Source organism: Acidihalobacter aeolianus, assembly GCF_001753165.1.
Taxonomy (GTDB): domain Bacteria; phylum Pseudomonadota; class Gammaproteobacteria; order DSM-5130; family Acidihalobacteraceae; genus Acidihalobacter; species Acidihalobacter aeolianus.
The window spans coordinates 25,531-38,342 of the sequence record NZ_CP017449.1 but is presented as its reverse complement, the minus strand read 5'-3'; the positions used below and the strand labels follow the sequence as shown (position 1 = coordinate 38,342).

The window sequence follows — 12,812 nt, the reverse complement described above, 5'->3', positions numbered from 1 at the left end:
GCTTCAACTCCCGCCCTGGTTGCCATTGAGTGGCAACATCTGCGCGCCCGGTAGCTGACCGTGTTGCAGGTACTGATTCACAAGGTAGCCGGTACTTTGACGCTTTAGCGTGTCCGCAAACACTGCCCGGGAGATACCTTTGAGCTGTTTGTGGTACGGCACCTCAGCACGCAGGGCCTGGATCAGCGCCTGCACCGGTGCGCCCTGCGTCTTAAACGAGCGCAATGCCCAAAGCGTCGTGACCGCCCCCTCGACCTTCCAGTAATCCCTGGATGGGGCTTTGCTGCAGGCGTCGTACCGGTAGACCTTCCCCTCGTATTTGGCTTGTACCGGGATCTGGTGGTCACACATCGCCACGCTTGGAAGTGTCGTGTAAACCTGCGTCGGTACCGCCGTTACGTCAAAGGCGTTATAGAGGCGCGGATCGATCTGCAGGGTGATGCCCGCTTTGGCATACGGGATCAGCGTATTGCGGATGAACTGAGCCAACGTCGTATGCGGCGGCAGGCCGCGGACAACCAGAATCGCACCGGTCCAGATCGCATCCCGCGCATATGCCCGGATCATCGCCTTAGGCATGGTGACCGTGCTGATGAAGATATACAGACGCCCATTCACATCATTAATGCCCAGCCCCTGCAGGTGCTTCTCGCGCGCCTTGAGCAGTGCGTTGTCTGGGATACCGGATGCCTTGGCCGCCGCGGCATAGGGCGACTCGCCGCGTGCCACGGCATTCTGTGCTGCCTCTATGGCGTGACGAGACACCTCCTGTGCCTCTTTGGCGTATTGCGCGTCCTCGCGTGCATACGGGTTATCGGCCATTGCCTTTTGTGCCGCTTCCGCCGCCGCGATTGCTTCGGATTGAACCGAAGCCAACGCACTCGCAGGCGACAACAGGGCGGCCACCAACGCCAGGGTCAGAATGCGCAGCATTGTGTGCCCACCCAGATGAGAAACGTATTTGAGGTGTCTACCGGAGTCACCGCTGGGGGGTGACCATCCCAACGAAACGGGGTTTCTCCGACGACAATGGGCGAGCCCTTGAGCGGTATGGGGCCAACCGGGTCAATCCGGTATTGCGACTTGATCCACTGCGGCAGATAGGCTGGATGACATGTAGCCCACGGGCCGATAGTCGCCAGCAACAGACCCACACCAGAGTCCCGCAGCATGTACTTGTAGAGATCATGCATGTTCGTGTCGTCTGGGCCATTGGAAGCCTGCGCCATCCCATTCAGGGGATACACGACGCCTGTCGTGCCGCCACACCAGAATTCGAGGTCAAGCGGATAACCCAGGCTGGATGCGATCGCGTCGGGAATGCACGAGACCTGCCCGACCGGATTGGCGAAGAGAATGCCGATGGGATTTGTAATCGAGGACCAGCCCGCAACATTCCAGCTCGACTCGACTTCCGTCATATCCGCCAGATCGAACCCACCGACCATGCGGCAAGCCAACCCGGAGAAAAGATCCATGACAGCGAACAACGGATACTTGTACCAGTGCACGTTCATGAAGACATTGCCGGGATTACCCTTCGTCATGTCCCCGGATATCTGCTGCCCGCTATCGAGCTCTTCGTAATTCGGGAAAAGCTCCTTACCGCCGAGCGAAGCAAAGCATCCACCCGTCCGCTCAACCTCCGCGAGGTAACTCGGTTGCCAGTAGGTAATGCCTACACCAGGCATCTGACCGTAGGGTGTCGGGCAGGAACAGATTGCGTTCTCGTGCATCATGGGCGGGTTGCTGTTTCCGCCTATTGAGGCGCCCGCTACGGTGATCGGGTACCCATCGTTCCAGTTCGGATCCGACACTGGATTGAAAAATTTGCCGTGACAGGCAATCGAGGCGTGTGCCGTCGCAATCCCCAAGGACAACGCCAGCAGAGTGCTGGCAATCCGCTTAATCACTGGGCGGCCCCTCCGTAGGCTTTCTGAGACCCCTTGATCAACTTGAGGCTGACGCCATCTGCGGGCCAGGTCTGATCGAGGATGTGTCCGATGATCCTGTTGTCGCCGGTGTAAGGCAGGCCCAGCGAAGTGACACGGAGATCGTAGGCATGTCCCGTACGAAGCGGCCCAGGCACAACCAACGAAGGCACTTCCTTAACCTGATAGCGATCGAGACTATGCGCCTTGGCCATGTAGACCGGCATGCCGAGCTGGTGAGCCAAGAGGACGGGGTCACCCTGGGTTTCGATAACAACCACGCGTGATGGCCATTGGTCGACGGCTGACGCTGCCAGCGCTGTCTGCTTGGACGACAGCCCATTGATATACAAGAGCGCCGTCGTCGGTCTGACGTACTTGAGCGGGTTGACCACTGTGCCTTGTTTCCAGAGAACACCCCACCGCCATTGCCCACCGGCCGTCCGGTGCATGCCCTCAATATTTCGATTGAGCACCACACTGGGATCGACCCACCGCGTCTTCGTCTCGCGGGCTGCCGGCAGTACGAATTGCTTAAGGTGGTCGGGGAATTCCTTGGCGCTGCGCGTCATTTGCGCATCGATCTTCTTGATATTCACGTGCGACAAGCTCTGTGCTTCGAGCAAGCGCATATCGACTTCGCCGATCGGGAATGTGCGGCCCTGTACGCCGAGGTTGTGTGCCGACGCCGGGGCTATCGTCACAAGCAACAGCGCCCCGGCTCCCAAGGCTACTGTCCGGATCAACACGGCTATTGTCCGGCGACCAAGGTCGCAATGACCTGCCACTTGATGGGGGTGGCTTTTGCTCCTTTCGGGATGGCACGCTCATGCCGAACCACGTGCAGGATGGGGCGCACGCTGATCAGGTGAAACCCCCCACCCATCAGAAGCCCAGACAGATGCGCCGTTTGGCCGTTACTGCAGTGGTAAGTCGCGTTGTTTGCCTCATGCGCGAAGGGGCCCGTAAGCCACTTGGTCGACATAAATGAACCAGGCACAGCTCGCCCAAATGGGCCATTTTGCGATTTATGCTGAAAAGCTATGGGCTGCGTGACGCAGATTAAAAGAGCGCCGGCTGATGCCATCACGGGCATGCCCATAAGGGCGGTGCTCAGTAATACGATGCCAAACCGCCGCTTCATTCACCCACCTCTTCACGTCTGGTACGCCAGTCAACCAAAACCAACCCACCCACGAACATGACCACGAAGTAAGCGGCCGCTTCGATACCGATGGGGAACAAACCCACGACTTGCGAGCCCGCAGCCGAGCAAGTTGTTATCCCCGTGATTGAACACAGGTGCGCCATGTCCGAGGCCTGCCCCTGCATCTCGAGTAATTGGTAGAACCCAGACCAAAGACCGGCGAAAATTCCCGACCAGATGACCCAACGTACATGCGCGAGCGAACCTGCCAAAATCAACAGCAGTCCTAGACGCTCAACCCAGCAAAGCGTGCACGGCACAAGTCCCATACCGAACTGGGCATAAAGAGCCACACCGAGTCCCGCCGCGGCAGCACCGGCCATGACCCAGCGTGTACTCGACAAGATCCACTTCGGGACACCCCGCTGTAACCAGGGGGCGAGTAGCAGTGGCGTAAGGCCGACACCCACCGCCATCAGAGATGCGTCTCGTGTAGAGGCGACCCACCCGAGGTTCGCCGCAGTGACGAGCAGCCCGCCGGCACCAGCGGACATGGCCAACAAAACCCGGTTGCGAACCTGCGCAACGGTGTACATCGTCGAGCCCAGCAGGAAGATCAGCGAAACGATGAGCAGCCAGGACGGATGTGGGCTTGACGTAGGAAGGGAGCTCGGAGTCGACAAGACTGATGTGGTGGCCAGCGCGGAGAGAACACCACTTGCAGTCATGGTACCGGTTGCGGTGACCAGACTTGTGCCGGCTTGAACGCCGATCGCACAGACACCACCGACACAAAGGCTGGCGCCTGTACTTGCGACCGCCGTTGCCCCCGCTCCGACCTGCGCCAGGTTTGGCACCAGCCTCCCTAATATCTTCTTCATGCACATAGGGTCACCCGCCGACTCTAAATGAGCGATAGTATAATACCATTCTGTTTATGTATTGAACCTGGCACGATGTAGAGACCCATCAATAAACAGAGACCTCCAGGCTCTTATTCCCGGCCCAATCGGCGCGTTTAGGATGCCCCTCGAGTACTGCAACGACCCGCGGCGGTACTCCATACTCTCTGCGATAATCATTGCTTGCGTAGAGCACGGCATCTGTTGACGATTCAGCGTACTGCTCGCTTAGGAGATCTGCTCCCATGACGCCCCAGTGGCTCACCATCACCACGGTATATGCCTTAAACCGGTCTGCCACATCTTCCGTTTCAGCAACATGATCAGTCATTTACGCGTCCCACTGGATGACGGTGACGCGCCGGCCGATACCGAGCAACGTATGCGGCTCTTTAGGCTTGCGGCCAGGCTTCAGCGCAATGTCGTAGCAAACAGTGTCGCCGGATGTGAGTCTGCCAACTTTGTAGGAATCACGGGCCTCGACCGAATTGAGTCGATAGAGCGCCATCCGAGACAGATCGACGGGCGTGCGTGTACGGTGGGTTCTCATGATGGGGGTCTCCTCTCGCACCCAAGAATTAATACGCAGTGGGTGTGTCCGCGTTGTCAATAGTATTATACCATTATGTCTTGCATGACAACCTGAGGGCTCATTCAATGGACGGGGCAATTCAAAGGCGTGCGGGTTTCGCTCGAATGATTCAGGCAATAGATGTGAATGTGAGAGGTCGGGTATTTCAAAGAAGCGCTTTGATCTTTCGAATCGCACAGGCTTCCGATCTGGTTGTGAGAGGTCTCGCGCTCATCTCGCTATTGCCCTTCGGCTACTGCGCGATGTTCGTCATGGGTTTTGCTGAAGGGAAACCCAGCGTAGTAGGCATCGACCCAGTTGCCGCCGGGTTGCTGATTGCCATCGTAGGTGGCGCTGTACTGACCTCGGGGATGATGCCGTCTGGGTTCACGCCGGAAAGCTGGGGGGCCAAGTCGAGATGGGCGCTCAATGCAGCCATGCGAGTGCCTGCATATGCCGCGGTCGTTTCAGCATTCCTCATTCTCCCGCAGACACTGCAGGTGTTTGACGCGATCCTCAGGTTTACCTCGTTCAAGCTCAACCTGGCCTAGAGCCCAATCTAGTTGCTCCGTGCCCGCATTGGTCTACCCCACATCAAAAGGACCTACGCATAATCATGCGCAGGTCCAGTATTTCAGGCACCCTGGAGATCGAAATAGGGTTCCAGGGGCAACGGTTCCGGGTCGACGGGTGCCGTCGGCTCAGTGTCATAGCTCGGCAGAGGATTGGTATCTCGCCCGTCGACGCGCCTGACAGTGGCCGGCATCACATGTCCGGATTCTGCCAGCCAGCGAGCGAACCCATAATCATCGAATTCAAAATCGTATCGCGGATTACGCGGGTCCTGAGCGACATATGCAGCCGCTAGCTGCTTGAGATCGATCGCCCCCACCGCACGACCCATCAGAACCAAGTTCGAATCGAAGGCATCTCCGGCATAGACAGCGACAAGTTCGCCGTCTTGAAGACTGACATTGCTCATGATCATCATCTCCACATCCTGGATACGGCCAGGCAACCGTCAGGTAGTAGCACCTAACGGCATTGGGAGACATCAGGGGACAAGGATTGCGTGCGGCACTAGCATTGCCTTACCCACGCCGCATGATTCAGCGAGGGCAAGGCTTTCAATCAATATGAGGGCTGTTCGCCTTTTGCGATGGCAGCCATGGTATATAGCGATCTACATACCAGAGGATTTGTTGTGCTTCATCCCTTTTGACGCACAAGGATTCTTGCTGGCGCATCCCTGCTTGCCGCCCATTTTCTGGGTATCCGGATTTGGGTGTGTTTTGACCGGATGCTGGAGGTAATTGTCTGCCGATAGTAAAATCGGATTAGGGTGTTGCGTTGATCTGTTCGGTTCACAACGATGGGTTCGGAGCCTAATCAGGAAAACCTCATGAAGCCTTCCGTGGCACTGGCTACCCATCGAAAAGACATCGTGCGTGTGGTAGAAGCCCATCGCGCCCATAATGTTCGCACCTATGGCGGGTAGTGTCAGGTGTCAGCCTATCCCGGAATGTCCGCTTCTCACAGTTAAGGTTAGCTGCTCGATCATTGTCTCAGATCGGCCACAACCAGCCGTTCATGCTCCTTCGATATCGAGCTGTTGGAAGGCAGGAATGCAGTAAGAACCCGTTGTTAACCCTACTCATGATTGGCGTAAGCGTCGAGCCCACGTTTTCATACATACATACATATAAATAGAGTGTAAAATACCGACAAATCAGTTGGTTAAACTTGTTATTGCGGGCCTTTGTATTTACTGTTAGGGCTATTCCCTCTTCGCTGAGATAGGAAACCAATCATGGATATGCGCGAATACAAGGGTTATGTAATTAGACCCGCCCCTTTGAAGCTAACCGACTCTAGATGTTGGTCTCTAAACCTTTATATCATGCGACATTCTGGCAACGATTCACGCGAAAGGAATTTTAGTAGCGCGGATACATATGAAACCAGAGAGGAAGCTGTAGCCCATTGTTATGTTTTAGGGCAACAAATTATTGATGGAAAATCCACCGCATGCTCGGTTGCCGATCTCTAAACCCTAACTCTGCGGTCAACCGGACGTCCAACATGCTGCGCATGTCGGAGTCACTCCGCGATCCTCGCTCCGATTTCGGTTACTTTCATAGTTATGTTATGCATTTTGGAGGAAACACTAAGCCTTGATACCAAATCATAGCCATGATGGGATTCTACCTCCTCCGAACCGCAAAGACATTTCTGCCAAATTGGAAAAACGCAACGAAGTGGACGCAGCATTCACTATGCTGATCATCGCGGGTCAATATGACTGCGCAGACACGTTGATCGACTGGACACTGGCGTAAATACGAGTCCACAGTTCAAGCAAGGTCACAGATGAGGTGGTTTATGTGGAAAACATGGTTAGTCGGCCTGATTCTGCTTTCCGCTACAGGATCAGCGGCGGCTATAGAAGAGATGCCAATTATGAACTGCGCAGATTGGATAAATTACAGAACATCTAGTGACCAAGGGCTTCAAGCAATCGCTGCCTTTTATCTGGCAGGCGCGATGAATGGGATTGCTCTGACACAGGCGGCATATGACAACATTAATAAGTTACCAAAATTTGAGCCATTGAGTGAATTGGGAGCGCCCGCTCAAGCCTACTATTGGATGGATAATTACTGTAGGCAGCATCCACTTAGTGACGTTATGACCGGCGCAATTAATCTGTATACGGTGCTGGAGAAGAGGTTACACCAAGATCAAGGCCACTAATTCGTCTGCCACTGCCACTTCATTGAGGAAGGTGTCCAGTCGCATTGATCCATGCTGATCAGTAGCTGACTTCAGATGACTAGCTGTTTGACGGTCTCCACAATGACCGCGAACGTGGGCGCCATGCTCTTAGAAGCAGGGTCGTGCGGCTGCTTCGCAATTGTACATCTGCCGTTAAAGCTTTGCGGTCCCGAATGGCGGGTTGGGGTCGACAGCGGAAATAAACCTGATCGGAAAGCGGACATGACTTCGGAACCCACTAGGTCGCCACCAGAAACACATTATTCAAGATCCTGCAGGTAGCTGAATCGGGGCGAACAAAACACACTCAAATCCGGATACCCCATTTTCTTAGCCGCACATGGGTTTTTCGATGCGCAGGAACCAGACATGGACATCTTCGGCGCGCACGGCTTACACCCCATTGAGGCATAGGCCGGCATGGCGGCGCCGGCGGCGAGTCCGACCAACGTACTTCCTGCCAGGGCGATTACGGCCTTTTTAGCTTTGGGATTTTTCACTGGTCTCTCCTTTTTTCACTCTCGGGGTTTGGCCTCAGAGGGATATCTGTAGCCGGTTTTCTAAACTTCCATGCCTCGTCCTGTCACACACTTAGGCATATATCCGTTATTGTCACCCAACTTGATCATATGCGGGCAGGTCTAAATCGAATCCTTTTGCCAGATCCTCTACCCAGGGTCCCCATCGACCAAGCGGAGCATTCGGATCAAGTGCGTCGATCTGCCTGAATTGTTCTTCGGTGATTTCGACTCGGCCTCGTTCAGAGAATGGCAGCGTATGAAGTGCGGCACCTGCGAGATAGATATACCTCTTAGTGTCGTCCGCTGACATAGAACGGATATGCTGACCTCTTAACATGTCGCAAATTAGATTTTCCATCGTGATTTGTCGGCTGCTAGGCAGCATCGACACATTCATCCTATTTCTCGAGCCGCGAGGTCTCTGCATGATAAGCGCTGCTAGAATGTTGGTGGTAATACCCAGAAATATTGCCGAATCGATAACTGCAAGCCATGGCATTAAGGTATCTGAGTAAAGCACCACGTCTGCTGGAGTTATTCCATACTCATGCATTTTATTTGCGTTTTTTGCCGACGATATTACTTGGCCGAAGACATGACCAACGCCTCCTCCAATGGCGATCAATACTGTCGTAAAAATAATCAGGCAGCATTGAGCTAAAATCACACCGTCACTTCTAGTTTTTGAACGAAAGTCCGCCCTCATAAACCAGACAAACGCAATGTTGGCGGCCGTCAAAGCCAGCATCCCAAACCAAGCCGATTGATAAATAACCATCCACAGTTCCTACATCTCTTCCGCGATTAAATTCATCACGTGCCACGCCAGCTGACTATTTCGCCTTGCCGGCGGCACACGTGCACTTTTTGATAGCCGTTCGTACGAACCGAAGACGCTGAGTTCCTGCTTGGCTCGTGAAACCGCTGTGTAGAGTAGCGAACGATTTGCAAAAAGCGGCATCCCCTCCTGCGCTACGATCACGACCACGTTATATTCAGAGCCTTGTGACGAATGCACCGTGATCGCGTAGCCGAGGTGAACTGCTGTCAGGAGGGCCTCCGGGACAGACACGCGCCGGCCGTCATCGAGCTGCACGAGCACATCCTCGACGCCTCCACCGCTCTTGGGGGTGCATTGATCGATCCACCCCGTGTCGCCATTGACTACGACCTCCACAGCATCGGTACCGCCAGCCGCCGGCAACGACAGGTTGCGTCGCAGGATGATCCTGTCGCCTACACGCAACCCTGTCGCGCCCACATCCATGCCTTCGGGATTTAGGCGCTGCTGCAGGAGCTTGTTGATGTAGGTGATATTCCACCCGGGCGCGTTCGACTGCCCCTTTCTCCGTGGGATCAACAAGCCCACTTCGTCGATCGGGTGCTGCTGCAGGGCTTGGAGATACATGGCCATGACCGGCCCCTCGATCACCTCCATCGATCCGTCGGGGAGCTGCTCGATACGGCCGAAGCCCGAGGCTGCAAGGCCTGGGTCACCCGGCAGGCTGACATCAGGCCCCGGTGCCTCACGCGGGAATTGTCCTTCCCGCACTTCTCGCACCAGCTCGAGGATCCCGCCTTCGTTTCTGAACACCTCGTTCAACCGATGATGGTCGCCCGGCAGCTTGAGTATGTCCGCAAGCACATTCCCTGGCCCAACCGAGGGGATTTGGTCAACATCGCCAAGCAGGATGACGTGCGAGCCGGCGCGCACAGCGTCGAAGACCTTGCGCGTCATTTCGAGGTCACACATGGACCCCTCGTCGATCACGATCACGTCGGCCGTAATCGGATCGTCCTCGCAGCGTGCAAAGGCGAGCTGCCCGTGCTCGTCCACGTAGGGTTCCATCAACCGATGTAGCGTCGTAGCGATAAACCCCCTGCCCTGTACCCGCTCAGAGAGTTTCTTCGCTGCCTTCCCCGTTGGTGCGGCAAACGCAATGCTTTCGCCCCGTAGGGCCGTGGCGAAAACCTCAATGCTGGCCGTCTTGCCGCAGCCCGGTCCTGCCGTGAGGGTGTGCAATCGCAACGGCGACGTCAGCATTCTGTAGAGCGCCGTCATCTGCTCTTTGCTCAACACCAGTCCGACACGCTGCTGTGCTACGGCAAGTGCTTCTTCCGCTTCATCCGGCTGCATCAGGGGTCTTTGTGGGAGCAACATGCGCGCGATGCGACGTGCAAGCGCGCGCTCATTTTCAAGTAGCTTGAGCGGGTAGATTTTCTGCCCGCCGCCTCCCGCGCCGACAGCGACAACTGGAAACCGATACTGCGTGATGCACTCGACGATGCGCAGATAGTCGACCTCCCGGTTATAGCGCCGCTCGAAGACCTCGATGCGTTCGCGAAACTCATCGTCGGTAAGGTAACTATGTCCCTCCTGCTCGCAGGCGGTCATCAGCACGTATTCGCCGAGGGCGGCCAATCGTACGGGGTGCGCCGGCGAGACTTTGAGCCACATGCCGATTCGGTCAGCAAACGAGAACCCGTACCCGCGTGTCCGCTGGATGGGGGAGTAAGGATCACCGGCAAAGAGCTGCCAGGCCGCCTCAGCGACCTGCTGCCGATCGGACTTTGCCGCCTCCTCGATACTCAGCCGAGCCAGAGACTCGTGGGCCAACCGGGACGACAAACCCATCGGGATCCCGCCAACACCACTCAGGTTGACGGCAAAGAGGCGCAGGACAGCGAGCTCTACGCCCTGCTCACGACTCGCCTCGATCGATTCCTTGAAGGCGCCCTTGACTGCAGGACACTCGACCAGCTCCCAGGGTTTCTCTACCAACAGACTCCGCAACCGCTCGAGCTGATCTCTTGCCTCATACCAGGCGACAACTTTGGCGGCCGTTTTCTTCCCGCAGCCCTTGTATTCCCGTGCCATGAACACGGACAACCCGGCCTCGGACGCATCCACATCGGGTACGACTTCCTGGGCTTCCAGGCTGCGTCCGTATTTCGGGTGATGTTTGTATTCGCCCGTGAAGCAATACCGCCCGCCTTCATGTACGCAGGCGGTTACCAGGATCGTACCGGTGACCTTCTCAACACCGGGAGGCTGGGCGCGTTCAAGTACGGCCATCGCCCAGTTACCTCTCTGGACCAGCCTGACCACATCCGCTTTCACCACGCTTGGCGAACCCATGATTGCCCCTATACGGCGTCGGCATGCTACATAGTGAATGGTATTATACCACTTACAAAAATATTACCTTCCGTGTAGCAACCCCCGTGCACACCTGGCCCTGGATGTGTGCGCCCTATCCCCCCGCGCCGCTCAATACCTTCGAGCACTTCGCTCGACCGCACACCGCGGATTCGGTGTATGGGAGAACGAGAATCATGTTTGTACCTCTAGTCCAAGGGACTCCGGAGTGGCTGCTCTGGCGCGAAGACCGCTTCCAGTCATCCGAAGCACCGATGATCATGGGCTTGTCCCCCTTCAAGACCGCCTACCGGCTGTGGCAGGAGAAAACCAAGCAGGTCCCCCCTCTCCCTCCACACCCGGGCATGATCAGGGGTCTCCAAGAGGAACCGATCGCTCGTGAACATCGGGAATTTCAAACCCTGATCGAAACGCCCCCGGCCTGCCTTGAATGTGAACTCGAAGGTCTTAGGCTCGGCGCATCGCTTGACGGGTATGCCGCAAGGCCAAACGCTAGGCACCTGCTTCGTGAAATCAAGGCACCTGCCAACCCGGACCATGAGGCCGCGCTCGCAGGTTTCATCCCCAAGAAGTATCGGGATCAGATGGAACACCAGGCGCTGGTCATCTGTACGGCGTTCTCGTGCGACATCCGTGACCTTGAAGCGGAGTATGTGTCCTGGCGACCAGGTCATCCCAAAGGTGAAATGGCCGTTGTCCCGTTTGAGCCCAATCCGGATCGTTGGAAGCAGCTCATCAAGGCGTATCACGTGTTCCAGCAACACCTCGATGACGGAACAGAGCCGCTGGGTGATGCCTTCCTGGCGGCGGCTTGGGTTTGGAGACAAGCCAACGAGGCGCATGATGATGCCAAGTTCGCTGTAGAGCAGGCTCGCCAACTCATCATTGAAGCCATGCCGGATGGCGTGGACAGAAATGAAGGTGGCGGTGTACTGGTCACCCGCTCCACACGAGTGGGGTCGCTGAACAACGAAGCGATTTTCAAGGCACTGCAGTCAGAGTTCAGCATCCCGGATGAACGCCTCGCTGAGCTTAAAGCTGCGCATCGTGGCAAAGACACGGAGACCTGGCGGATCACCCCCAAAGGTGACCCGACATCGCCACCGGCCGTCCTACCCACGCCCGCAACCGAAGAAGCCGCGCCGTCAGGCTGGGCCTGGTAACAGGTTCACGCTTTTCGTTCGTGGCATCCCCACGGGTTATCCCACTGTCAGCGCCACAGTTCTGGCGCGTACAAGGAGATCGTGTTGATTTACTACCATGCGGCACATCGCAAGTTCTGGGGTGGTGTCATCGGCCCCACAATGGGTGACCAGGTGTTCTGGGGTGGTATGAGCAATACCCAGTTGCACACGGCCAGCAAGCCACCTGGTTATCTAAGGGGTAAGGAAACCGAGAAGAAGCGAAAAGGCTATGTCGAAATGCAGAACGGGGCGGACTTGTTCTTCCTACCCAACGGCAAAGCCTGGTGGCTCAAGATGCTTGAGCAGATACGGTACTTCGATACCCCGGGGGCCAAACCCTCGTTGGATATTATCGAGGAACTGATAAGATCCGATCCTGATGCGGATCGAAGGAAAGCATTTGATCTCGTCACGACCATTTCCACGGTCGCTTTGTTCAACGCAGACCTCACTGTGCCTGTGTTACCGTTTCAGAGATTCATGGAGCGGTTTACGTCTTCCCCTGTTGCGAAACAGGTTCTTCAAATACCGCGTACCGAACTCACCCAGTCCTGGGCGTGGTAGACACACAATCGACAGCCTTCTCCGGGCTGTCGATTTTTTGTGCGGGTTCAACGCTGG

Annotated in this window: 16 protein-coding genes; 5 read left to right on the top strand and 11 right to left on the bottom strand. The window is 56.2% G+C overall.

Annotation, left to right across the window (positions count from 1 at the left end; all coding sequences use genetic code 11):
- Positions 1–3 precede the first annotated feature (3 nt).
- From BJI67_RS15890 to BJI67_RS15860, 7 genes are all read right to left on the bottom strand, one after another.
- Positions 4–933 (bottom strand): TrbC family F-type conjugative pilus assembly protein, encoded by a 930-nt coding sequence (locus BJI67_RS15890; RefSeq protein WP_070074247.1) that lies wholly within the window; start codon positions 931–933, stop codon positions 4–6.
- Complete coding sequence (locus tag BJI67_RS15885; RefSeq protein ID WP_197513427.1) at positions 918–1,913, bottom strand: TraU family protein; 996 nt, start codon at positions 1,911–1,913, stop codon at positions 918–920. Before BJI67_RS15885 ends, BJI67_RS15890 begins: the two co-directional genes overlap by 16 nt.
- On the bottom strand, positions 1,910–2,635 hold the full coding sequence (locus BJI67_RS15880) for a hypothetical protein (RefSeq protein ID WP_156782242.1): 726 nt from the start codon (positions 2,633–2,635) through the stop codon (positions 1,910–1,912). Before BJI67_RS15880 ends, BJI67_RS15885 begins: the two co-directional genes overlap by 4 nt.
- A gap of 47 nt (positions 2,636–2,682) precedes the next feature.
- On the bottom strand, positions 2,683–3,075 hold the full coding sequence (locus BJI67_RS15875) for a hypothetical protein (protein ID WP_070074245.1): 393 nt from the start codon (positions 3,073–3,075) through the stop codon (positions 2,683–2,685).
- Complete coding sequence (locus tag BJI67_RS15870) at positions 3,072–3,959, bottom strand: disulfide bond formation protein B (protein ID WP_197513426.1); 888 nt, start codon at positions 3,957–3,959, stop codon at positions 3,072–3,074. The genes BJI67_RS15875 and BJI67_RS15870 overlap by 4 nt, the downstream gene beginning before the upstream one ends.
- 88 nt (positions 3,960–4,047) lie before the next feature.
- Complete coding sequence (locus tag BJI67_RS15865; RefSeq protein WP_070074243.1) at positions 4,048–4,311, bottom strand: hypothetical protein; 264 nt, start codon at positions 4,309–4,311, stop codon at positions 4,048–4,050.
- Positions 4,312–4,530, bottom strand: a complete 219-nt coding sequence (locus BJI67_RS15860) for a hypothetical protein (protein ID WP_156782241.1) — start codon at positions 4,528–4,530, stop codon at positions 4,312–4,314.
- A 200-nt stretch (positions 4,531–4,730) separates the two neighbouring features.
- Between BJI67_RS15860 and BJI67_RS15855 the strand changes: the two genes are divergently transcribed.
- Positions 4,731–5,102, top strand: a complete 372-nt coding sequence (locus tag BJI67_RS15855; protein ID WP_156782240.1) for a hypothetical protein — start codon at positions 4,731–4,733, stop codon at positions 5,100–5,102.
- Positions 5,103–5,185: 83 nt separating this feature from the next.
- Here the strand turns inward: BJI67_RS15855 and BJI67_RS15850 are convergent, their stop codons facing one another.
- A complete protein-coding gene (locus tag BJI67_RS15850) occupies positions 5,186–5,533 on the bottom strand; it encodes a hypothetical protein (protein ID WP_156782239.1) in 348 nt (115 codons plus the stop codon).
- Positions 5,534–6,361: 828 nt separating this feature from the next.
- Between BJI67_RS15850 and BJI67_RS18350 the strand changes: the two genes are divergently transcribed.
- Positions 6,362–6,601: a CV_2116 domain-containing protein gene (locus BJI67_RS18350; protein WP_156782238.1), complete on the top strand. Its 240-nt coding sequence runs from the start codon at positions 6,362–6,364 to the stop codon at positions 6,599–6,601.
- 332 nt (positions 6,602–6,933) lie between these two features.
- A complete protein-coding gene (locus tag BJI67_RS15845) occupies positions 6,934–7,305 on the top strand; it encodes a hypothetical protein (protein WP_156782237.1) in 372 nt (123 codons plus the stop codon).
- Positions 7,306–7,586: 281 nt separating this feature from the next.
- Here the strand turns inward: BJI67_RS15845 and BJI67_RS17620 are convergent, their stop codons facing one another.
- From BJI67_RS17620 to BJI67_RS15835, 3 genes are all read right to left on the bottom strand, one after another.
- Positions 7,587–7,826 carry a hypothetical protein gene (locus BJI67_RS17620; RefSeq protein WP_156782236.1) on the bottom strand — a complete coding sequence of 80 codons (240 nt, stop codon included), beginning with the start codon at positions 7,824–7,826 and terminating at the stop codon, positions 7,587–7,589.
- A 112-nt stretch (positions 7,827–7,938) separates the two neighbouring features.
- On the bottom strand, positions 7,939–8,625 hold the full coding sequence (locus tag BJI67_RS15840; RefSeq protein WP_070074238.1) for a hypothetical protein: 687 nt from the start codon (positions 8,623–8,625) through the stop codon (positions 7,939–7,941).
- A 9-nt stretch (positions 8,626–8,634) separates the two neighbouring features.
- Complete coding sequence (locus tag BJI67_RS15835; protein ID WP_070074237.1) at positions 8,635–10,986, bottom strand: ATP-dependent DNA helicase; 2,352 nt, start codon at positions 10,984–10,986, stop codon at positions 8,635–8,637.
- Between the two features lie 197 nt (positions 10,987–11,183).
- Here BJI67_RS15835 and BJI67_RS15830 point away from each other — a divergent pair, with 197 nt between their 5' ends.
- Both BJI67_RS15830 and BJI67_RS15825 read left to right on the top strand, forming a co-directional pair.
- On the top strand, positions 11,184–12,170 hold the full coding sequence (locus tag BJI67_RS15830; protein WP_070074236.1) for a lambda-exonuclease family protein: 987 nt from the start codon (positions 11,184–11,186) through the stop codon (positions 12,168–12,170).
- Positions 12,171–12,251: 81 nt separating this feature from the next.
- A complete protein-coding gene (locus BJI67_RS15825) occupies positions 12,252–12,755 on the top strand; it encodes a hypothetical protein (protein ID WP_156782234.1) in 504 nt (167 codons plus the stop codon).
- The last annotated feature ends 57 nt before the right edge of the window (positions 12,756–12,812 follow it).

Bases quoted from the DNA above. Each gene is read 5' to 3' on its own strand.
- BJI67_RS15890 (WP_070074247.1), bottom strand. From the start codon at position 933: ATGCTGCGCATTCTGACCCTGGCGTTGGTGGCCGCCCTGTTGTCGCCT.
- BJI67_RS15875 (WP_070074245.1), bottom strand. From the start codon at position 3,075: ATGAAGCGGCGGTTTGGCATCGTATTACTGAGCACCGCCCTTATGGGC.
- BJI67_RS15870 (WP_197513426.1), bottom strand. From the start codon at position 3,959: ATGAAGAAGATATTAGGGAGGCTGGTGCCAAACCTGGCGCAGGTCGGA.
- BJI67_RS15865 (WP_070074243.1), bottom strand. From the start codon at position 4,311: ATGACTGATCATGTTGCTGAAACGGAAGATGTGGCAGACCGGTTTAAG.
- BJI67_RS15860 (WP_156782241.1), bottom strand. From the start codon at position 4,530: ATGAGAACCCACCGTACACGCACGCCCGTCGATCTGTCTCGGATGGCG.
- BJI67_RS15850 (WP_156782239.1), bottom strand. From the start codon at position 5,533: ATGAGCAATGTCAGTCTTCAAGACGGCGAACTTGTCGCTGTCTATGCC.
- BJI67_RS18350 (WP_156782238.1), top strand. From the start codon at position 6,362: ATGGATATGCGCGAATACAAGGGTTATGTAATTAGACCCGCCCCTTTG.
- BJI67_RS15845 (WP_156782237.1), top strand. From the start codon at position 6,934: ATGTGGAAAACATGGTTAGTCGGCCTGATTCTGCTTTCCGCTACAGGA.
- BJI67_RS15840 (WP_070074238.1), bottom strand. From the start codon at position 8,625: ATGGTTATTTATCAATCGGCTTGGTTTGGGATGCTGGCTTTGACGGCC.
- BJI67_RS15835 (WP_070074237.1), bottom strand. From the start codon at position 10,986: ATGGGTTCGCCAAGCGTGGTGAAAGCGGATGTGGTCAGGCTGGTCCAG.
- BJI67_RS15830 (WP_070074236.1), top strand. From the start codon at position 11,184: ATGTTTGTACCTCTAGTCCAAGGGACTCCGGAGTGGCTGCTCTGGCGC.